At 46.8% G+C, this 20,073-nt stretch carries 21 protein-coding genes; 20 read left to right on the plus strand and 1 reads right to left on the minus strand.

Features of this window, described 5'->3' with window-relative positions:
- Positions 1-33 precede the first annotated feature (33 nt).
- The 20 genes from HZF10_RS10785 (at position 34) to dusB (ending at position 19,629) form a co-directional block, all read left to right on the plus strand.
- The gene (locus HZF10_RS10785; RefSeq protein ID WP_176006218.1) at positions 34-636 is read left to right on the plus strand and encodes a 3-oxoacyl-ACP synthase; all 603 of its coding nucleotides are present in this window, start codon (positions 34-36) and stop codon (positions 634-636) included.
- 1 nt (position 637) lies between these two features.
- Positions 638-895, plus strand: a complete 258-nt coding sequence (locus tag HZF10_RS10790; protein WP_176006219.1) for a phosphopantetheine-binding protein — start codon at positions 638-640, stop codon at positions 893-895.
- 61 nt (positions 896-956) lie between these two features.
- Positions 957-2,156, plus strand: a complete 1,200-nt coding sequence (locus HZF10_RS10795) for a beta-ketoacyl-[acyl-carrier-protein] synthase family protein (protein WP_176006220.1) — start codon at positions 957-959, stop codon at positions 2,154-2,156.
- A gap of 81 nt (positions 2,157-2,237) precedes the next feature.
- Positions 2,238-3,293 (plus strand): beta-ketoacyl synthase N-terminal-like domain-containing protein, encoded by a 1,056-nt coding sequence (locus HZF10_RS10800; RefSeq protein WP_176006221.1) that lies wholly within the window; start codon positions 2,238-2,240, stop codon positions 3,291-3,293.
- Positions 3,293-4,069: a polysaccharide deacetylase family protein gene (locus HZF10_RS10805; RefSeq protein WP_246282563.1), complete on the plus strand. Its 777-nt coding sequence runs from the start codon at positions 3,293-3,295 to the stop codon at positions 4,067-4,069. The genes HZF10_RS10800 and HZF10_RS10805 overlap by 1 nt, the downstream gene beginning before the upstream one ends.
- Positions 4,056-4,682, plus strand: a complete 627-nt coding sequence (gene lolA2 / locus HZF10_RS10810; protein ID WP_176006223.1) for a flexirubin biosynthesis/transport protein LolA2 — start codon at positions 4,056-4,058, stop codon at positions 4,680-4,682. Before HZF10_RS10805 ends, lolA2 begins: the two co-directional genes overlap by 14 nt.
- Complete coding sequence (gene lolB2 / locus HZF10_RS10815; protein WP_176006224.1) at positions 4,648-5,265, plus strand: flexirubin biosynthesis protein LolB2; 618 nt, start codon at positions 4,648-4,650, stop codon at positions 5,263-5,265. Before lolA2 ends, lolB2 begins: the two co-directional genes overlap by 35 nt.
- Positions 5,266-5,271: 6 nt before the next feature.
- The gene (locus HZF10_RS10820) at positions 5,272-5,892 is read left to right on the plus strand and encodes a porin family protein (RefSeq protein WP_176006225.1); all 621 of its coding nucleotides are present in this window, start codon (positions 5,272-5,274) and stop codon (positions 5,890-5,892) included.
- 17 nt (positions 5,893-5,909) lie between these two features.
- Entirely contained in the window at positions 5,910-6,497 is a 588-nt protein-coding gene (locus HZF10_RS10825) for a porin family protein (protein WP_176006226.1), read from the plus strand.
- A gap of 3 nt (positions 6,498-6,500) precedes the next feature.
- The gene (locus HZF10_RS10830; protein WP_176006227.1) at positions 6,501-7,115 is read left to right on the plus strand and encodes a porin family protein; all 615 of its coding nucleotides are present in this window, start codon (positions 6,501-6,503) and stop codon (positions 7,113-7,115) included.
- Position 7,116: 1 nt separating this feature from the next.
- Positions 7,117-7,734 carry an outer membrane beta-barrel protein gene (locus HZF10_RS10835; protein ID WP_176006228.1) on the plus strand — a complete coding sequence of 206 codons (618 nt, stop codon included), beginning with the start codon at positions 7,117-7,119 and terminating at the stop codon, positions 7,732-7,734.
- Between the two features lie 4 nt (positions 7,735-7,738).
- Positions 7,739-8,110 (plus strand): ApeI family dehydratase, encoded by a 372-nt coding sequence (locus tag HZF10_RS10840; protein WP_176006229.1) that lies wholly within the window; start codon positions 7,739-7,741, stop codon positions 8,108-8,110.
- 1 nt (position 8,111) lies between these two features.
- Entirely contained in the window at positions 8,112-8,594 is a 483-nt protein-coding gene (locus HZF10_RS10845; protein ID WP_176006230.1) for a hypothetical protein, read from the plus strand.
- Positions 8,595-8,602: 8 nt separating this feature from the next.
- Positions 8,603-9,769, plus strand: coding sequence for a DUF2062 domain-containing protein (locus HZF10_RS10850; RefSeq protein WP_246282565.1), 1,167 nt, complete (start codon positions 8,603-8,605; stop codon positions 9,767-9,769).
- The gene (locus HZF10_RS10855) at positions 9,770-13,435 is read left to right on the plus strand and encodes a 1-acyl-sn-glycerol-3-phosphate acyltransferase (protein ID WP_176006231.1); all 3,666 of its coding nucleotides are present in this window, start codon (positions 9,770-9,772) and stop codon (positions 13,433-13,435) included.
- Entirely contained in the window at positions 13,419-14,930 is a 1,512-nt protein-coding gene (locus tag HZF10_RS10860; RefSeq protein WP_176006232.1) for a phytoene desaturase family protein, read from the plus strand. Before HZF10_RS10855 ends, HZF10_RS10860 begins: the two co-directional genes overlap by 17 nt.
- The gene (locus tag HZF10_RS10865; protein ID WP_176006452.1) at positions 14,930-16,636 is read left to right on the plus strand and encodes a C45 family autoproteolytic acyltransferase/hydrolase; all 1,707 of its coding nucleotides are present in this window, start codon (positions 14,930-14,932) and stop codon (positions 16,634-16,636) included. Before HZF10_RS10860 ends, HZF10_RS10865 begins: the two co-directional genes overlap by 1 nt.
- A gap of 70 nt (positions 16,637-16,706) precedes the next feature.
- Positions 16,707-17,996 carry a flexirubin biosynthesis putative acyl-CoA ligase FlxY gene (gene flxY / locus HZF10_RS10870; RefSeq protein WP_176006453.1) on the plus strand — a complete coding sequence of 430 codons (1,290 nt, stop codon included), beginning with the start codon at positions 16,707-16,709 and terminating at the stop codon, positions 17,994-17,996.
- 5 nt (positions 17,997-18,001) lie between these two features.
- Positions 18,002-18,577, plus strand: a complete 576-nt coding sequence (locus tag HZF10_RS10875) for a hypothetical protein (RefSeq protein ID WP_176006233.1) — start codon at positions 18,002-18,004, stop codon at positions 18,575-18,577.
- Between the two features lie 59 nt (positions 18,578-18,636).
- Complete coding sequence (gene dusB / locus HZF10_RS10880) at positions 18,637-19,629, plus strand: tRNA dihydrouridine synthase DusB (RefSeq protein ID WP_176006234.1); 993 nt, start codon at positions 18,637-18,639, stop codon at positions 19,627-19,629.
- Here dusB and HZF10_RS10885 read toward each other — a convergent pair.
- Positions 19,614-20,012 carry a DUF983 domain-containing protein gene (locus HZF10_RS10885; RefSeq protein WP_246282567.1) on the minus strand — a complete coding sequence of 133 codons (399 nt, stop codon included), beginning with the start codon at positions 20,010-20,012 and terminating at the stop codon, positions 19,614-19,616. The two genes, dusB and HZF10_RS10885, sit on opposite strands and share 16 nt — an antisense overlap.
- Between the last annotated feature and the right edge of the window lie 61 nt (positions 20,013-20,073).

Here is a 20,073-nt window from a genome sequence, read left to right on the forward strand (position 1 = left end):
AGCGCAGTCGAGGAATCAAACTAAAATCGAAAATTGGAGAATAAACTGTACATAAAATCATACGTTTCGATCGAAAACGGACAAATTTCGATCGATGGAAACGTCGTTTTCGAATCGTCCGCGAGCAACGTTTCTGACTTTTTGAAGGAAGGTTTGCGCCATTTCGGTATCCAATACCCGAAATTCTTCAAGATGGACAACCTGAGCAAACTCGCGTTTTTGGGTTCGGAATTGCTTCTTAAAGATCAAGATTCACCCGAAACAGCGCTTTTGTTCGCGAATTCATCTTCGTCTTTAGATACTGACGTGACCTATCAGGAATCCATCGCAGACAAAGACAATTATTTCCCGAGCCCAGCGGTTTTCGTGTACACGTTGCCCAACATCTGCCTTGGCGAAATAAGCATACGCCATCAGTTGAAAACCGAGAATAGTTTCTTTATATTTGGCGCGTTTAATCCGGATTTTTTTATCGGATACGCTGAAAATCTGATAGAAACAGGCAAGGCCGAAAACGTGCTTTGCGGCTGGACGGAACTCTTCAAAGAAGATTACAAAGCCTTTTTATATTTGGTTTCCGACGAAGGAAAAACAGAACACACAAAACAAAACATAGAACTATTTTACACGAATTGACATGGAAGCATTGAAACAAGAATTGAAAGAGAAGATTATCGCGGTTTTGAACCTTGAAGACGTGCAACCGTCGGACATTTCGAACACGGACGCGCTTTTTGGCGACGGTTTGGGATTGGATTCGATTGACGCTTTGGAATTGATCGTTTTGCTCGACAAAGATTACGGCATCAAATTGACCGACCCGAAAGAAGGAAAGAACATTTTCCAGTCTATCGATACGATGGCTGCTTATGTGGAAGCCAATCGTACTAAGTAAGCAGCGTCTATCTCTAAAGCGCAGCGTGTCTATTATCTAAAGCTCAGCGCATCTTTTTATCATGAACAAAGGAGTTGCGATTACAGGAATGGGAATCATTTCGGCTATTGGAAACGATGTCGAGGAGAACTTCCGTTCGCTTATAAATTCCGAAAAGGGAATTTCGAAAACCGACAATATTCCCACAATCCACAAGGATGAAATTATGTTCGGCGAGATCAAGAAATCGAATGAGGATTTGATTGCCGAATTGGGTTTGCCTGCTGACAATAACTTCACGAGAACGGCGCTGCTTGGTGCTTTTGCCGCGAAACAAGCGGTTGAAGATGCCGGTATTCGAGATATAAATGAATACAAAACCGGACTGATCAACTCCACGTCGGTTGGCGGAATGGACACGACCGAAAAGCACTATTACGAGTATTTCGAGAATCCCGAAACCGTGAAATTCATCGCTTCTCACGACGGAGGCGACGTTTCCCAAAAAATCTCTGAAGTCATCGGCCTCGAAGGATTCGTGACGACGATTTCGACGGCTTGTTCGTCTGCGGCCAACGCGATCATGCTTGGCGCGCGAATGATCAAAGCCGGAAAACTCGACCGCGTCATCGTTGGCGGAACGGACGGACTCGCCAAATTCACGATCAACGGTTTCAAGACTTTGATGATCTTGACCGATTCGTACAACACGCCTTTCGACAACGACAGAAAGGGCCTGAATCTCGGTGAAGCTGCGGCTTTCCTGGTTTTGGAATCGGACGAAATCGTTGAAAGAGAAGGCAAAAAAGTACTTGCCCGCGTTTCGGGTTACGCCAATGCGAACGACGCGTATCACCAAACCGCTTCGTCCGAAAATGGGGAAGGCGCGTTTTTGGCGATGCAGAAAGCGTTCAAAGTTGCCGATTTGGATCCGACGCAGATCGATTACATTAACATGCACGGCACGGCGACGCCGAACAACGATTTGAGTGAAGGTCGTGCGGTGGCAAGGATTTACGAAGGCAAAAACGTTCCTTATTTTTCGTCTACGAAAGCGTTTACGGGACATACTTTGGCCGCTGCGGCTGCGATCGAGGCGGTTTACAGCGTTTTGGCGATCCAGAACGGGGTTGTTTATCCGAACTTGAATTTCAAGACGAAAATGGCTGAATTCGACCTTGTGCCGCAAACTGAAATCAAGTACAAAAACATCGATTATGTGTTGTCGAATTCGTTCGGATTCGGTGGCAATTGTTCGACAGTGATATTTTCTAAAAATTAATTTGTTCGATTGGGTTGGCTCCTCGACTGCGCTCGGAGCCGCTCCGAGCGCAGTCGAGGAGCGTCCTTAAAAAAAAGTAACATGGCAAAAACGTACATAAACGGCATCGGATGTGTTTCGGCACAAGCCACGGTAGACGGTTTTCCATCGGAATTCGCCCTTGACGAGAACACGAATTTCCTTGAACTCGTCAAGCCCGAATACAAAGATTATTTCTCGCCAATTGCTTCCAGAAGAATGGCGAAAGGCGTCAAAAACGGTATCGTAGCCTCGACTTTGGCCATGAAAGAAGCCGGAATCGAGAACCTCGACGCGATCATCACGGGAACGGGAATGGGTTGCATCGAAGACTCGGATAAATTCCTCAAGGCAATCATCGACAACAACGAGCAATTCCTGACGCCGACTTCGTTTATCCAATCGACGCACAACACGGTCGCTTCTACAATTGCGATCAATCTCGGTTGCAAAGCGTACAATTTCACGTATGTGAACGGAGCGGTTTCGTTCGAATCGGCTTTGGTCGACGCGAAATTGCAGTTCGACGCCGATGAAGTTTCCAACGTTTTGGTCGGCGGAATCGACGAAATGACCGAATACACGAAGTCACTTTTCAAGCTCGCGGGTTTCATCAAACCCGACGAGTCAGGGCCGCACAAGATTTTGGGTTCACATACCAAAGCGACAGTTTTCAGTGAAGGCGCGACTTTTTTCATGTTGTCGGATACAAAAACCGAATCGACTTATGCCGAATTGGTTGACATCGAAACGATCAACAAACTCGAACTTTCCAAAGTCGGGCACAAAGCGATCGAGTTCCTTAAAGCGAATAACCTAACGCAACACGATATCGACGCCGTGGTTTTAGGTTTTGACGGAGACGTTGAATTCGACGAATATTACAAAGAACTGGCGCGCGAGTTCGCGTTCACGCCTCAGGTTTACTACAAACACGTTTCGGGCGAATACAACACTGCTTCGGCTTTCGGTTTATATGTTGGCTCAAACGTTTTGAAGAACCAGGAAATTCCGCAGCAATTAAAAGTCAACGAGGTCGAAAAACCGTCGTACCACAAGATTTTGTTGTACAACCAATACCGCGGCATCGACCATAGTTTCACGTTAATTTCTATTTGATGAAGCATAGGATCGTCAATATCACATTTATCACAACCGCAATCACACTGGCTCTTTTGAGCCTTTTTGCTTCTGTAAGCTGGTGGTTTTTGGGGTTGTCGGTTGTGGTTTGGATGACAATCGTTTTTGTCGGTTCGGCCTGGATCGGAAGCAATTACCATGTAAAGGCATATTGCTCGAATCCATCGGAAAAACAAAACAAAATCGCGATCACGTTCGACGACGGCCCGAGCGAATTCACGCCGAAAGTCTTGGAATTGCTAGAGAAATTCGATGCAAAAGCCGCGTTTTTCTGCATCGGAAAAAACATCGATTCCCATCCTGAAATTTTACGTCAGACGATTGAAAAAGGCCACATCGTAGGCAATCACAGTTATTTTCACGGAAAGGATTTCGATTGGAAAAATACGGCCGAAGTCATTTCGGAACTGGTCCAGACCGACGGCGCGATCAAAAGGAATACCGGCAAAATCGTCAAACTTTTCCGGCCGCCTTACGGAGTCACGAATCCGTCGATCGCAAACGCGCTCAAAGTCACGAAACATCACGTCATCGGCTGGAACATCCGCTCTATGGACGGCGTGAGCAGAAATGAAAACGCGATTTATAACCGAATCGTCAAACAATTGAAACCTGGTGCAATCATACTGATGCACGACACTTCGCAAGTTACGGTGAACGTTTTGGAACGCTTATTGTTAACTTTGCGCGACAAAAATTTTACAATCGTTCCGGTCGATATTTTACTCGGATTGAAAGCTTATGAAGAAGATTAATTATTTTTTATTGCTGTTTTTTATTGGGTTTTCGGCTCTGGCGCAGGACGCGATGTCTTCGGGCGAGATTGCCGAATTCAAGAAAGACGTGAACGCCGCATCGGCCAAAATCAAGACGATGACGACCGATTTCGTGCAGTACAAGCACATGGATTTTCTCGCGAAAGACGTCGAGACTTCGGGTAAAATGGCGTTCAAAGAACCGAATTCGCTCGCGTGGCAATACAAAAAGCCGTACAATTATTCGATCGTTTTCAAAAACGGCAAAATCCTCATAAACGACGAAGGCAAGAAAAGCCAGATGGACGCCAAATCGAACAAGACGTTTTCCAAAATCAACAAATTGATCGTAGGCAGCGTGTCGGGACAGATGTTCGACGACAAGGAATTTGCGATCTCGTATTTCAAATCGAAGGATTTCAACATCGCACGCTTTATTCCGAAAGATGCCGCGATGAGAAAATACATCAAGCAAGTCGAATTGAGTTTCGACAAAAAAGAAGGTACGGTCGAACAGGTGCGACTTCTCGAATCCGAAACCGATTATACCAAAATCGTCTTCAAAAACAAGATCCTCAATGCGAAAGTTGACGATTCCGCTTTTAGTAACTAGTTTTTTGCTGGTTTTCGGATGTGCGTCGAAACCTAAACCGAATGCGAAAACGGAATTCGAGACGGTGACCAATCCGTACTTTTCGAATCCTGAAACCGATTACACTTATCGCACCAAAATCACGGTTTACGGGCACGAACTCAACGGCATCCTGATCGCAAAAAAAATCAATGATTCGATTCATCGCGTCGTTCTGACCACCGATTTCGGCAATACGCTCATCGATTTCGAAGTCGGGCAAAACAGTTTCAAAAAGAACAATGTCGTCGATGATCTGGATCGGAAAATCGTCGTGAATACGTTGAGAGATGATTTCAGATTGCTTTTCCGCGAGAAATTTGCCAGTTCCGAGCTTGAACAAAGCGTTTCAAATGGGGTAACAACTTTCGAATCGACTGACGGACGCAACCATTACCGTCTTTCATACTCTGCTAACAAATTGATTTCCATATCGAAAGGAAGCCGTAAGAAAGAACAGGTTTCTGTAGGATTTCACAGCGAAAACAATATTTTTGCCGACAAAATCCAAATTCAGCACCGCGACACCAAGCTCAAAATCGAGATGAGTCATTTTGCCCCATAAATTACGATGATAAACAAGATTGCCGCAGCCGCCATTTTGATCATGGCTTTCGCAAATGCGTACGCGCAGGAAAAAAATGTTCAGAAAAAGAAATTTCCGATTGGAGTTCGCGCAGGTTACAATTTATCGAACGTCACCCAAATAAGAAGCGAATCCAGAAGCAGTTATTATGTTGGCGTATTCGTGCCTTACCGCTTTGCGAAATGGTACGGGTTACAGCCTGAAATCGGGTATTCACGCCAAGGCGCGGTGGTAAACAAGGAAAATTATCATTATCCGGCAGAAGGAGCGCCAACGATGACATACAAACTTGATTACATTGGCGTCGCGCTCAACAACAAGGTCTTTGTTTATAAAGGATTGCATCTGATGGTCGCGCCATATGCCGATCTGCTCGTGCATCACAACAAACTGTATATTGAAAGGACCTATACCGTAAAACAGAAAGAACATCACGATATTGGTGTCATTTTCGGGACCGGATGGGAATTCGACAGTGGGTTTGGCGTCGAATTGAGATTTAAAAGAGGCTTTACCGATATCGTATATTATCCGGATTATCCGTATGTCATCAACAGCAGTATAAGCACTTCGGTGGCACAATTAGGAATTACATACAAGTTTTAACCATTACCAAAAACAAAATGAAAAAACTACTGTTCATCGCCGCTTTGCTTGCTGGATCTCTAGTCCAGGCGCAAGGTCGTGTCAAGCCAATGGTTCGCGCAGGACTCAACATCGCGCGCCTTACCAACGCCGAAGACGACCGCGTTACCGATTTTTATGTCGGGGCCGGTGTTTCGTTCAAATTCTCGAAACGCTACACGCTTCAACCCGAAATCAATTATTCGCGCCAAGGCGGAAGTTTGTACGAATTCGACCCGACCTATGGCGCGTACAAAGCCGATATCGAAGCACAATACGTCGGGATTGCGGTAACGAACAAGATTTACATCGTAGAAGGTTTCCATTTCCTTGCCGGACCGGCCATCGATTTCAAAGTCGGTGACAACCACGACGATGTAGAAGGTTTCGATTTCGGGATTTATGGAGGTGTCGGCTACACGCTTCCGCTCGGATTGACCATCGAGGCGCGCATCAAGCAAGGGTTTGTCGATATTTTCGGAAGCAACGTGAATACAGGAGACGAGTACGACGAAGATTACAACGACGACGTCAATGACATCAGGCTCAACCAAGTCATATCGATCGGGGTTTCCTATAATTTTTAAGCCATGAAAAAGATTTATCCCGCGTTGGTTTTGCTTGCGACTTTCGGCTTGCAGGCACAGGTAAAATTCACTCCCGGCGTTCGCGGCGGACTCAACTTCGCCCAATTGACCGAATCCGATCTTGGCATCAAAACCGATTTTTACGTTGGCGGATTCGCGGGCATCAAATTCACCAAGCACTACACTTTACAGCCCGAGGTGATTTATTCGCGTCAAGGAGCGGAAGGCGATTACCGAGTTTATGACCCGGTTTACGATTCGAACGGCAACCTGATTTCTGAGTATCGCGATGGCCATGCCGACGTTTCGCTTCAATATTTGTCGGTCGGCATCATGAATAAGTTTACTTTTGTGGACCGATTGTCTATTGTCGTCGGGCCGTCCGTCGATGTTTTGGTCGATCACAACGTTCCCGTGAATTCCGATGCCGATCTGGCGATCCAACTTGGTTTGGGTGTACGACTGATCGATGGTCTTGAGGCCGAATTCCGTGTCAAGAAAGGGATCGCGAGCGTCGTGGACGATACCGAGTACATCGATGACGACGAATGGTTCGATTTTCAGGACGGCACGAATTTGCTGTTCCAGGTCGGGTTGAGTTACACTTTCGGACGATAATATGCTGAAACAAGTCATTTCGACCTTCGTGCTGCTGATCGGATTCGCCACGTGTGCGCAAACCGGATTCGTGCCAAGCATAAGGGCAGGTGTCAACATCGGCTCTATCAACCATTCGGAATTGGAAAATCGCGCAGGTTTTTATGTGGGCGCATCGACAGGATTCAAGGTTACGCAACAATATACGTTCATGCCCGAAATCGGATTTTCGAGCCAGGGCGCAAAAAAAGATTTTGTCAGGATATACAGTTATTTCGACGAGAACAACGTGTATGTGACCGATACGATCGTAAACAGGGTAAACGCCAAACTGAATTACATTTCGGTCGGTGCGATCAACAAGTTTACATTTGGCAAGCGGTATTCGGTTTTGGCTGGGCCGATCTGCGATTTACTGGTAACGAACCACAGCAATTCGGACAACGATGTGGCCTTGGCAGGAATGCTAGGCCTTGAGTACCAAATGCCGTCGGGAATCGGGTTTGAATTTCGTGTAAAACGCGCGATATTCGACATCCAAACGGAATCCGACGGGCAAAATTACAAATGGTTCGGCGAAGAAAACAATTCAAACTGGATGCTGCAGTTCGGGCTTACTTATAAAATCGACTTAAAATAAGTTTATGCTTTTAAAAAACTTTTACACGATAGTTTCTAAAGACGAGGTTTCGGACGGGAATTTCACGGTCAACCTATCGGTCAATCCGGCACATGAGGTCTTTAAGGGACATTTTCCCGGAAATCCGGTAATGCCGGGCGTTTGCATGATGCAGATCATCAAAGAACTCGTCGAGGAAATCACAGGTTCGGCTTTGTTCATGCAAAGCTTGTCGAACGTGAAATTCATGGCGCTCATCAATCCTGAAGCCACGCCCGATTTGCGTTTGGAGTTAAATCTCTCACAAACCGAGGATAACCTTGTAAAAGTCAAGAATACGACGTATTTTAATGATACGGTGGCACTTAAGCTCGCCAGCACGTATAAAAAAGTCTGACATGAAATTGATTGCCTCGATTCTTTGCCTGTTCGTTTTGGCTTCCGCCGATTTGACCGAAATCCGCAAAATGTATCCCGACGCCTCGAAAACCGAGGAAAGCGCCAAAGCCTTCCACGAAAAACTCGCCGCGGTCGCCGATAACGACGCCAACAAAGTACTGGTCGCTTACAAAGGCGCTTCGGAAACGCTGCTTTCGAAATACGGCAACACGTTGGGCAAGAAAACCAAGCATATGAAAGCCGGAGCGAGCCTGATCGATGCCGCCGTTGCCGCCGAATCCGATAATATCGAAATCCGCATGGTGCGACTGTCGGTTCAGGAAAGCGTGCCCAAAATCGTCCGATACAAGAAAAACATTAAAGAAGACAAGGCATTTATCGCAGCCAACTACGGTAAAAGCGGCAACTTGAAAGAATACATCAAAAACTTCATTTTACGCTCGAAAAGTTTCTCGGACGAAGAGAAAAAAGCGTACAAATAGCCTTTCGGATGACGCAGGTGACGGAACAAATGAAAAGGCTCAACGTATGTGTGATCATTCCCACATACAACAACCACAAGACGCTCAAACGCGTGATCGATTCGGTGTTGGAATACACTCCTGACATCATTATCGTAAACGACGGCGCGACCGATTCGACGTCGGAAATCCTCGAAAATTATCGACAACTTACGATTGTCACGCATCCCAAAAACATAGGTAAAGGTATGGCGTTGCGCAACGGTTTCGCCAAAGCGCGCGAATTGGGATTTGACCATGCGATTACGATCGATTCAGACGGACAGCATTTCGCTTCCGATTTACCGATTTTCCTCGAAGCGCTCGAAGCGGAAGGCGATATCTTGCTCATCGGCGGACGCAATATGACGCAGGAAGGCGTGCCTAAGAAAAGCAGTTTTGGCAACAATTTTTCTAACTTTTGGTTTTGGTTCGAGACCGGAATCCGGCTTGAGGACACGCAATCTGGTTACCGATCGTATCCGTTGAAACGAATCCCGAAGAAATACTTCACCAAAAAATTCGAATTCGAGATCGAGGTCATCGTGCGTGCGGCCTGGCGCGGAATCGACGTGAAAAACGTGCCGATCCAAGTCAAATACGACCCGAACGAACGGGTTTCCCATTTTCGTCCGTTCAAGGATTTTACACGCATTTCGATCCTGAACACGATTTTGGTGACGATTTGCCTGTTGTGGATTTTCCCGCGCAACCTGTTCCGAAAACTAAAAAAAAAAGGGATTAAGCGTTTCTTTTTAGAAAACGTGCTGCACAGCGAAGATTCGAATCGCGTCAAGGCGTTGTCGATCGCGCTCGGCGTGTTCATAGGCATTTCGCCGTTTTGGGGATTCCAGACCGTGCTGGCGTTGTTTCTCGCGACGGTTTTCAGACTCAACAAAGCCATAGCATTCGCATTTTCGAACGTTTCGATTCCGCCGATGATCCCGCCTATCGTCGCGGGTTCGCTTTGGGTAGGGAGTTTGTTTTACGACACGGGTGCGCCGCTTTTCCCCGAATTGCCGATCACGTTCGAGAAGCTCAAAATCCATTTGGGACAATATCTCATAGGAAGTCTTACTTTAGCGGCGATTTCGGCGGTCGTGATCGGGTTCCTGAGTTACGGATTGCTGAGGATTTTCAAGAAAGAAACGAAGTAAATGCATAGGTTTTTCTTTGGCATACACCAATTCGTGAATCGGAACAAGTTCGTTTCCGTGGCCATTGCATTGGGAATTTTATGCATTTTCGGATTTTTCGGATCACGCCTCAAATTCGAGGAAGACGTCACCAAGCTTTTGCCCGTTAACGACAAGCTCGACGTGACCGCAAAAGTGCTCAAACAAGTCAATTTCGCCGATAAGATAACCGTCATTTTCGAATCGAAACCCAACGGTTCGCCCGAAGATTTACAGCAAACCGCCCAGGTTTTCATCGATTCGCTCGAAAAATCGTGCAAGCCGTTCTACAAGGAAATCCAAGGAAAAATCGCCGAGGAAAACATAGACGAGACGATCGGGTTCGTGTTCGACAACCTGCCATTATTCTTGAATGAAACCGATTATGCCCAAATCGATTCCAAACTTTCGCAAGATTCGATAAAAGCCACGGTCGAGGCTAATTACCGCTCGATGCTATCGCCTTCGGGAATGGTAACCGGCGATTTCATCCGCCGCGATCCGCTCGGCATTTCGTTCATCGGACTCAAAAAACTACAGCAACTAAGTCTTGGAGACGATTTCACGCTCGAAAACGGATTCGTGATGACCAAGGACAAAAAGATGCTTTTGTTGTTTATCGCGCCCAACCAATCGTCTGCCGAAGCCGACAAAAACGCCGAATTTTCGAAAAAACTATACGAGATAAAAGGAAAACTCGACAGTTCAAAAACCACCAAAGTCAGTTACTTCGGCTCGCCTTTGATCGCCGTGGCCAACGCTACGCAAATCAAGGGAGACGTGATGCTCACGACGATTTTGGCGATGAGCGCCCTGATGCTGATCCTGATTTTGTTCTACCGGAAAATCACGATCCCGATCATCATTTTCATCCCGACGATTTTCGGGGCGTTGTTCGCGCTCACGGTCTTGTATTTCGTCAAGGAGACCATTTCGGCCATTTCGCTTGGAATCGGCGCGATCCTGATTGGGATTACGATCGATTATTCGCTTCACATCCTCACGCATTACAAACACAACGTCGATGTGAAACACACGTACGAAATCATCACAAAGCCGCTGTTTATGAGCTCTTCGACGACGGCTTTGGCGTTTTTGTGCCTGCTTTTCGTAAAATCGGAAGCGTTGCGCGATTTGGGGATTTTTGCGGCCTCGATCGTCATGGGCTCGGCATTTTTCTCGCTTTTGATCGTGCCGCATCTGTACAAACCCAACAAAGACGTCACGGCTCACAAGGAGAATTTCATTGAACGCGCCGCCGGATTTTCGTTTGACAGCAACAAATGGCTGATTTTGGGTTGCGCGATTTTGGTCGTCATAAGCATTTTCACTTCGAAAAAAGTCGATTTCGACAACGATCTTTCGAAACTCAATTACATTCCCGAAGACATCCGTCAAGCGGAAAAACAACTAGAGAAAAATTCGAGCCTCACGTCCAAAACGATTTACGTCGCGGCCTACGGAAACAGTCTCGATGCGGCTTTGGCAAGCAATTCGAAGCTTTTTTCCGATTTGGAATCCGATAAGAAATCGGGCAAAATACTCAATTTCAGCTCCATCGGCGGATTGGTTTTGCCTGTATCGCAGCAACAGCAAAAAATCGATCGCTGGAATTCGTTCTGGACGCCCGAAAAGAAATCGGCGTTGCGATCGAAATTGATTTCCGAAGGTGAAAAAGTCGGATTCAAAGCCAACACCTACGAACCGTTTTTCGAGGAACTGAACAAGAATTTCGAACCGGTTCCGATTCACGAACTCAACAAAGTCGCGGCTTTGCAGCTTGGCGAATTCATTGCGCACAAAAACGATTTCTATACCGTTTCAACGTTGGTCAAAGTCTCGAACGGCCAGCGCGACGCTTTCGTGAAATCGGCGGCGACCAAGAAAAATGTCGTTGCGATCGACAGACAAGAAATGAACGAGACGTTTCTGACGCAGCTTCGCGATGATTTCAACAATCTTGTCGATTATTCGCTGATTGCGGTCGTAGCGATACTTTTCGTGTTTTTCCGGCGCATCGAAATCGTACTCGTGGCGACCATTCCTATTGTTTTGACGGGTTTGGTCACGGCTGGCGTCATGGGCATTTTCGGACTCGAGCTCAACATTTTCAGCACGATCGTGTGTACGCTCATTTTCGGGCACGGCGTCGATTTCTCGATTTTCATGACAAGTGCGCTGCAAAAGGAATATACCGACGGTCGGGACGAACGAAAGGTGTACAGGACTTCGATTATCCTCGCGGCAATTACGACGATTTTAGGCGTCGGAGCTTTGATTTTTGCGGGACATCCGTCGTTGAAATCGATTTCTACGGCCGCACTCATCGGGGTTTTTGCGGCCTGCGCGATGATTTTCGTGTTGTATCCGATGATTTTCCGCTGGGTTTTCTTCGCGCGTCGCAAGAAAGGTTTCGCACCGATACAGCTCAGGCGCATGTTGCATTCGTTCTTTTCGCTTGCGTATTATGCGATCGGAGGTTTTTTCATCTCGATTTTCGCTTGGCTCATGATGAAGCTGCTGCCGTTATCGAAGCGGCGCAAACAGAAAATCTTCCACAGGATCATGTCGGGTTACATGAACTCGGTTTTTTATACGTTTCCGGCCGTGACGCGCAGGATTTACAACGAGCAAAACGAAGATTTTTCGAAACCGGCCGTAATCATCGCCAACCATACCTCGTTTCTCGATACGATGGCCATGGGCGGACTCAACGGCAACATCATTTTCCTGGTTTCCGATCACGTATACAACAATCCGATTATTGGGCTTGGCGTGCGTTTGGCGGGATTTTATCCGGCGAGCGAAGGTTTGAAAACGGGTGTCGAGCATTTGCGCGAGAAGGTCAATCAAGGTTTTTCGCTTATGATTTTCCCCGAAGGCACGCGTTCTGAAGACAATTCGATCAAACGCTTCAAAAAAGGCGCATTTTTTCTCGCACAAGAGTTCGATCTGGATATTTTACCGGTTTTGATACAAGGTTATTCCGAAGCCGCACCCAAAAACGATTTCATCCTTAACGGAACGACGACAGCAATCAAATTCCTTCCGCGCATCAAGCCAGACGATTTGAGTTTCGGAAAGGATTACGCCGAGCGCACCAAGAAAGTCAACGCCTACATGCGAGACGAATTCCAAAAATTACGAGCAGCTGAAGAAGGCCCGAAATACTGGAAAAAATTCGTGTTGGGCAGTTTCGACTTTAAAGAAGAATTTGTCGTTTCGGCCGTGAAATCCGACCTTAATGCGAATATGGAGTTGTACCATCGTCTCAACAAGCACATCGGGATAAAATCCAAAATGCTGCACGTGGCAGACGATTACGGCCAACTCGATGTGTTGCTCGCGTTCCAGCAATCTACAAGACGCATCGATTCGTACATTGCCGACGACGAGACAAGACGCATCGCCAACCAAAGCCATGTGTTGCAAAAACGCGAAATCACGTATATTTCCAAACCCGAAAAGCGATATGAGACTTTGTTGATTTCGGCCAAGCGCGTCGAAACAGAAGCGGTTGCCCGACTTTCGGACCATGTCATTTTACTCGATAACGATGCGTTCGTCGAAATATTCGAAAATCTCGGATTCAAAACGATCCATACAGAACAAAAAATTACGATCCTGAAACGTGAAGCAGCAGTATGATGTCGTGATAATCGGAAGCGGGCTTGCCGGCTTGGTTTCGGGCGTAATCCTCGCCAAGGAAGGTTACAGCGTGTGCGTGCTCGAGAAGAACAACCAATTTGGCGGCAATCTGCAGACGTTCGTTCGCGACAAGACGATTTTCGATACGGGCATCCATTACATCGGCGGATTGGACAAAGGACAGAATCTGAACCGATTGTTCTCGTACCTCGGAATCATGGACGATTTGCGTCTCAAACGCATGGATCGCGCGGGTTTCGACATGATTTCGTTCGGAGACGATCCGACCGAATATCCGCAATCGCAAGGTTACGACACGTTTGTGTCCGAATTGTCGAAATTCTTCCCCGAAGAACAACAAAACATCCGCAACTACTGCGATAAATTACAAGCGGCCTGCGATACTTTTCCGCTTTACAAACTCGAATCCGAAGGGTCGTATGACGAAAATATGATGCGCCTCAACGCCAAACAAGTCATCGATTCGATCACCGAAAACGAGAAACTGCGCGCGGTTTTGGCCGGAACGAATTTCCTGTACGCGGCAATTCCAGACAAATCGCCGTTTTACCTGCATGCGCTCGCGGTGAATTCGTACCTGCAAAGTGCGTATCGCTGCATCAACGGCGGCAGCCAAATCACCAAACAGCTCATCAGGCAATTGAAGGCGTTCGGAGGCGAAACGTACAAATACAAAGAAGTCGTGAAGATCGAGGTCGAAGAAGAATCGGCAAAATCGGTCAAAATGAAAGACGGATCCGAGGTTCGCGCCGATATTTTCATATCGAACATCGAACTCAAGACGATGCTCGATCTGGTCGGGGCAGAACACTTCCGGAAGGCATTTTACAACCGCATCCAAAGCCTTGAAAATACGTTGTCGGCGTTTAGCGTTTATATCGTTTTCAAGCCGGATTGCTTCACATACATCAACAAGAATTTCTATCATTTCGCTTCGACGGATGAGGTTTGGACGGCTCACGATTATACCGAAGAAACTTGGCCGAAATCGTATATGGTCGCGATGAACGCCACGCATCATTCCGAAGATTTCGCCGACGGTATGACGATTTTGTCTTACATGAAATACGAAGACGTCAGGCATTGGGAAAACACGTTCAATACGACGGCCGAAAAGCACGACAGAGGCGAAACCTACGAAGCATTCAAGAACCGTAAAGCCGAAAAATTGATTGCAGAAGTAGAGAAAAAGTTCCCGAACCTGCGCGATTGCATCAAATCGGTACATACTTCGTCGCCTTTGAGTTACCGCGATTACATCGGAAGTTCTGAAGGGAATATGTACGGTTATGTGAAAGATGCCGAAAATCCGCTGATGACGATGATTCCGCTCAAGACGAAGTTTTCGAATTTGTATCTTACGGGACAAAGCGTGAGCACGCACGGCGTTGTCGGGGTTGCGCTCGGTGCGGTTCGGACTTGCAGCGAAATTTTGGGGCGCAAGTATATTATCGATAAGATTGCAGGAAGATGATGAAGTCGAAAGAAAGTCGAAAGTCAATAGGCCTTTTGGTTCAAAAATTCGTTTGTTCCATATTGCTGATTTTCCTTGTAGGATGCGGTACTTCGGGTTCGTTGCATCACAAACCGATCACAAAAGGTTACGATTCGATTGCGCCGAGAGTCGAGAAGATTTCACCCGAAAAATTCATTTCGGGCAACAATTTCCTGATCAAGAACAAACAACAGCTTTGGGAATTGTACGTCGAAGGCGATCCGCTGCAGATTGGTTTGACAACGGGCGCGCTCGAGGATTCACTGTTGAAAAAGCAGGAAAAAGTCTTCTTTTCGAAAATCGAGGAAATCGTACCGTCCAAATCGAAACAAAAGCTGCTTCGCAAAATCCTGACGTGGTACAACCGAAAATTGTATCTGAACGTTCCCGAAGAATACAAAACCGAAATCTACGGGCTTTCGCAATACACATCCCACGATTATGACTTTATCGCGCCGCGGTATTTGCGCACGTTGTATTTGCACGGCGCTCACGACATCGGGCATGCGATGCAGGATTTGATGCTCGTCGGATGTTCGTCGTTTGCGGCTTGGGGCGACAAATCGGCCGACGGGAAACTGATTCTCGGGCGCAATTTCGATTTTTACGCCGGAGACGATTTCGCCAAGGACAAAGTCATCGCTTTCATAAGACCCGACAAAGGGAACGCTTTCATGACCGTGACCTGGGCCGGAATGATCGGAGCGGTTTCGGGCATGAACGACAAAGGCTTGACGGTGACGATCAATGCCGGCAAATCGAAAATCCCGCTGATTGCCAAAACGCCGATCTCGATTTTGACGCGTGAGATTCTGCAATACGCATCGACAATAGACGAAGCGGTCGCGATTGCCAAAAAGCGCCAGGTTTTCGTATCCGAAGCAATCATGGTCGGAAGCGCGAAAGACGGAAAAGCCGCGCTGATAGAGGTTTCTCCTAAAAATTTCGGTGTTTACGAAGTTCCCAATTCCGCAGATCAACTTTTGTGTTCGAATCATTTCCAAAGCGAGCCGTATAAGAACGACAAGCGCAACAACGACGCAATCAAGAATTCGCATTCGAAATACCGCTTCGATAAATTGACCGAAGATTTCAACCGGAATCCGAAGATAAATCCCGAAATCGCGGCTTCCATATTGCGCGACACCAAATCGCTCGAAGGCGGATTGCCGCTCGGTTACGGGAACGAAAAAGCACTGAACCAGCTATTGGCGCACCATGGCGTGATTTTCCAACCGAACGATTTGAAAGTTTGGGTTTCGGCGAATCCGTATCAATTGGGCGAATTCGTGTGCTACGATCTCCATGCGATTTTCGGTAAAGAACGCAACTCAAAATTCGTATCGACGCTTGCCGCCAATTCGCTGAACATTGCGCAAGATCCTTTCGCGAATTCGGAAGCGTTCAAAAAGTACGAGCAATATCGCATAGAAGACAGAAAAATGGACGGATTCCTCGAAAACGAATCAGGAATGACCGAAGAATTTGCGAGAAATTACCAATCTTTGAATCCCGATTTGTGGATCGTGCATTACAAAGTGGGCCAATATTATTTCGGGAAAAAGGAGTACGCCAAGGCAAAACCACATTTCGAAATGGCACTGACCAAGGAAATCACGACGCTTCCGGCAAAGGAACACGCTCAGGAATACCTCAAAAAAATCAATAAAAAGCTCAAAAAGTAGCTTTATAGTCCAGGATTTACAGATTGAAAAAACTTCATTCGTGCATTCGTGGCTAAAACAAATAAAAATGATGATCCCGAAAATCGAAACCGCTTCGGCCCAAGAAATACAAGCGTTCCAGGAATCGGAATTGGCCAAGACTTTGAAATACGTTTCACAGCATTCGGCTTATTACAAACGACTTTTTGCCGATAAGAATATCGATGTTTCCTCAATCAAAACGATTGATGATTTACGTCAGATTCCGGTCACGACGAAGGCCGAACTGCAAGCGTTCAACGACGATTTCTTATGTGTCCCGACGACCGAAATCATCGATTATGCCACGACTTCGGGCACTTTGGGCGATCCGGTGACGTTCGGCCTGACCGATAAAGATCTTGACCGACTCGCGTACAACGAAGCGATTTCGTTCGATTGCGCGGGAATCAAACACGGCGATATCGTGCAATTGATGACGACGATCGACAGAAGATTCATGGCCGGATTGGCATATTTTCTCGGACTTCGCAAGATGAAAGTAGGCGTGATCCGCGTCGGCGCCGGAATTCCGGAGTTACAATGGGATTCGATCCGAAAGTACAAACCGACGTATTTGATCACCGTTCCGTCGTTTCTGCTCAAACTCATCGAATACGCCGAAGCACACGGCATCGATTATAAAAATTCGGGTATAAAAGGCGCGGTCTGTATCGGAGAAGCGTTACGCGAACAGGATTTTTCGGATAGTACGTTGTCGCGCAAAATCGCCGAAAAATGGGACATCAAACTCTATTCGACCTATGCTTCGACCGAAATGGCGACGGCGTTTACCGAATGCGAATTCCACGTCGGCGGGCATCATCACCCCGAATTGATCGTAGTGGAAACCGTCGATGACGAAAACAATCCCGTTGCCGACGGAGAACCTGGCGAATTGGTCATTACGAATCTCGGCGTCGAAGGCATGCCGCTTATCCGTTTCAAGACGGGCGATATCGTGCAATTACACCGCGAACCTTGCCGATGCGGACGCAATACGTTGCGCGTCGGGCCGGTTTTGGGCAGAAAACAGCAAATGATCAAATATAAAGGCACGACGCTTTATCCGCCCGCGATGACGAACGTTTTGAACGATTTCGAGAACATCGATTTGCACGTGATCGAGATTTCGACGAACGATTTGGGAACGGACGAAATCCTTATCAAGCTTGCCGTAAAACACGAATCCGAGCAGTTTTTGCGCGAAATCAAAGACCATTTCAGGGCGAAATTGCGCGTGACGCCAAGGATTGAATTCACGACGAAAGAAGCTTTGAGTCCCATCGTTTTCAATCCGATGAGTAGAAAACCGATCACTTTTTTTGATTTCCGAAAATAAGCCCAATGTACAGGATTTTACCGCTTTTGTTTTTCATCTGTAGTCTGCCGGCGTCTGCTCAGGAAGCGAAGCAGTTCTACAGCAAGGAATTTAATTGGCGGATGGATTTCCCGTCTGGCTTCCAAACCGTAAGTACTGCCGAAGACGCCCAATACCAGAAAAAAGGCAAAGAAATGATGGAAAAGGCCATGGCCATGGAAATCGAAAATCACGCGAAACTTCTTTTTTCGTTGAAAAGTGACGATTTCAATCATATGGAAGCCAATTATCAGCCGTTCGATGAAGCTGTCGATGGTAATTATTCCGAGAGCGTCCAACTTGTAGCGGAGGCCATGATCCAGACCTTGTCGGCGCAAATTCCCAGAGAGCGCATCAAATCGGAAGTTACAAACGAAACCATAGGCGGGCTCAATTTCCATGTCCTTAGGATAACCGTGGCGATTCCAAATAAATTTGACATGCAAATGCACATGCACAGCCGCTTGTTTGGAAACAAAGAATTGGCCGTCAACTTGATTTATATCGATGCCCAAAAGGGAAAATTAATGTTCGACGCGTGGAAAAACTCGACTTTCAACTGAAGTTTTCGCGCATAAATCGCTCTCTTGCACCCTGAATCATTTTGCCTTACCTTTGCGCCATGGTAAAAATCGGCAACATCGAACTCCCAGAATTTCCGCTTTTGCTCGCTCCGATGGAAGACGTGAGCGATCCGCCGTTCCGTCGTTTGTGTAAAGCGCATGGAGCGGATCTGATGTTTTCGGAATTCATTTCGTCCGAAGGCCTGATCCGCGATGCGATCAAAAGCCGCCAAAAGCTCGATATTTTCGATTATGAACGCCCCGTCGGCATCCAGATTTTTGGTGGAGACGAGGAAGCGATGGCGATGTCGGCGAAGATTGTAGAAGCCGTGAATCCCGATCTGATCGATATCAACTTCGGATGCCCGGTCAAAAAAGTCGTGTGCAAAGGTGCCGGAGCCGCGGTTCTGAAAGACATCGATTTGATGGTTCGCCTTACAAAAGCCGTAATCGATTCTACGAATTTGCCCGTTACCGTGAAAACGCGTTTGGGTTGGGACGAAAACTCGATCAATATCGATGAGGTTGCAGAAAGACTGCAGGACATCGGCGTGAAAGCCCTATCAATTCATGGACGCACAAGAGCACAACTTTATAAAGGAGAAGCCGATTGGTCGCATATCGCACGCGTGAAAAACAATCCGAGAATTACGATGCCGATTTTCGGGAACGGCGATATCGATTCTCCAGAGAAAGCGCTTGAATACAAGAATAAATACGGTGTCGACGGCATTATGATCGGTCGCGCCGCTATCGGTTATCCTTGGATTTTCAACGAGATCAAACACTTTTTGAAAACCGGAGAAAAACTGCCGTTGCCGACGATGCAAGACCGTATCGAGGCCGCGAGAAACCATCTTACCTGGGCAATGGATTGGAAAGGCGATAAACTGGGCATCGTCGAAACCCGTCGTCACTACACGAATTACTTCAAAGGGATCGCCAACTTCAAGGAATACCGCCAGCGTTTGGTCACGACCGACGGGAAAGAAGAGCTTTATAAAGTTTTCGACGAGATTTCGGATGTGTATTCCGATTACGAATTCGCCTGAAGCGGATTGATTTCGTGATTTTTTATCGGCTTTTTCTTCGCGAGCGACTCGTCGTAACTCACGAACATGTTGATGTAGATGTTGCGTGAAAGGCGTGATATGACGGGCATCAATCCGATCAGTACGACAAAGATTGCGGCGAACGATTTCAACAGGTCCAACCCGAACCCGAAATGGCTGACGACGAAAGTCCCGACGCCGACCGCTACCGAAAGTGCGTAACTCACATACATCGCCCCGAAAAAGAAATTCGGTTCTATTTTGTATTGGAAGCCGCAATTCTCGCAATGCTCGTGCATTTTCATCGTCTCTAAAATGTTGTACGGATTTTTGTTGACGTACATGTTTTCTTCATGACATTTCGGACATGTCCCGGTTATCATACTGTGAATTTTGCTTTTTCTGCTGAACATGACTTTTGTTTTTAAACGTTGTGTCAAAGTT

This window comes from Flavobacterium agri (assembly GCF_013401995.1).
GTDB lineage: Bacteria > Bacteroidota > Bacteroidia > Flavobacteriales > Flavobacteriaceae > Flavobacterium > Flavobacterium agri.

Coding starts and splice junctions, on each gene's coding strand:
- HZF10_RS10790 (WP_176006219.1), top strand. CDS start 638: ATGGAAGCATTGAAACAAGAATTGAAAGAGAAGATTATCGCGGTTTTG.
- HZF10_RS10795 (WP_176006220.1), top strand. CDS start 957: ATGAACAAAGGAGTTGCGATTACAGGAATGGGAATCATTTCGGCTATT.
- HZF10_RS10800 (WP_176006221.1), top strand. CDS start 2,238: ATGGCAAAAACGTACATAAACGGCATCGGATGTGTTTCGGCACAAGCC.
- HZF10_RS10805 (WP_246282563.1), top strand. CDS start 3,293: ATGAAGCATAGGATCGTCAATATCACATTTATCACAACCGCAATCACA.
- lolA2 (WP_176006223.1), top strand. CDS start 4,056: ATGAAGAAGATTAATTATTTTTTATTGCTGTTTTTTATTGGGTTTTCG.
- lolB2 (WP_176006224.1), top strand. CDS start 4,648: ATGCGAAAGTTGACGATTCCGCTTTTAGTAACTAGTTTTTTGCTGGTT.
- HZF10_RS10820 (WP_176006225.1), top strand. CDS start 5,272: ATGATAAACAAGATTGCCGCAGCCGCCATTTTGATCATGGCTTTCGCA.
- HZF10_RS10825 (WP_176006226.1), top strand. CDS start 5,910: ATGAAAAAACTACTGTTCATCGCCGCTTTGCTTGCTGGATCTCTAGTC.
- HZF10_RS10830 (WP_176006227.1), top strand. CDS start 6,501: ATGAAAAAGATTTATCCCGCGTTGGTTTTGCTTGCGACTTTCGGCTTG.
- HZF10_RS10835 (WP_176006228.1), top strand. CDS start 7,117: ATGCTGAAACAAGTCATTTCGACCTTCGTGCTGCTGATCGGATTCGCC.
- HZF10_RS10840 (WP_176006229.1), top strand. CDS start 7,739: ATGCTTTTAAAAAACTTTTACACGATAGTTTCTAAAGACGAGGTTTCG.
- HZF10_RS10845 (WP_176006230.1), top strand. CDS start 8,112: ATGAAATTGATTGCCTCGATTCTTTGCCTGTTCGTTTTGGCTTCCGCC.
- HZF10_RS10850 (WP_246282565.1), top strand. CDS start 8,603: ATGACGCAGGTGACGGAACAAATGAAAAGGCTCAACGTATGTGTGATC.
- HZF10_RS10855 (WP_176006231.1), top strand. CDS start 9,770: ATGCATAGGTTTTTCTTTGGCATACACCAATTCGTGAATCGGAACAAG.
- HZF10_RS10865 (WP_176006452.1), top strand. CDS start 14,930: ATGAAGTCGAAAGAAAGTCGAAAGTCAATAGGCCTTTTGGTTCAAAAA.
- flxY (WP_176006453.1), top strand. CDS start 16,707: ATGATCCCGAAAATCGAAACCGCTTCGGCCCAAGAAATACAAGCGTTC.
- HZF10_RS10875 (WP_176006233.1), top strand. CDS start 18,002: ATGTACAGGATTTTACCGCTTTTGTTTTTCATCTGTAGTCTGCCGGCG.
- dusB (WP_176006234.1), top strand. CDS start 18,637: ATGGTAAAAATCGGCAACATCGAACTCCCAGAATTTCCGCTTTTGCTC.
- HZF10_RS10885 (WP_246282567.1), bottom strand. CDS start 20,012: ATGATAACCGGGACATGTCCGAAATGTCATGAAGAAAACATGTACGTC.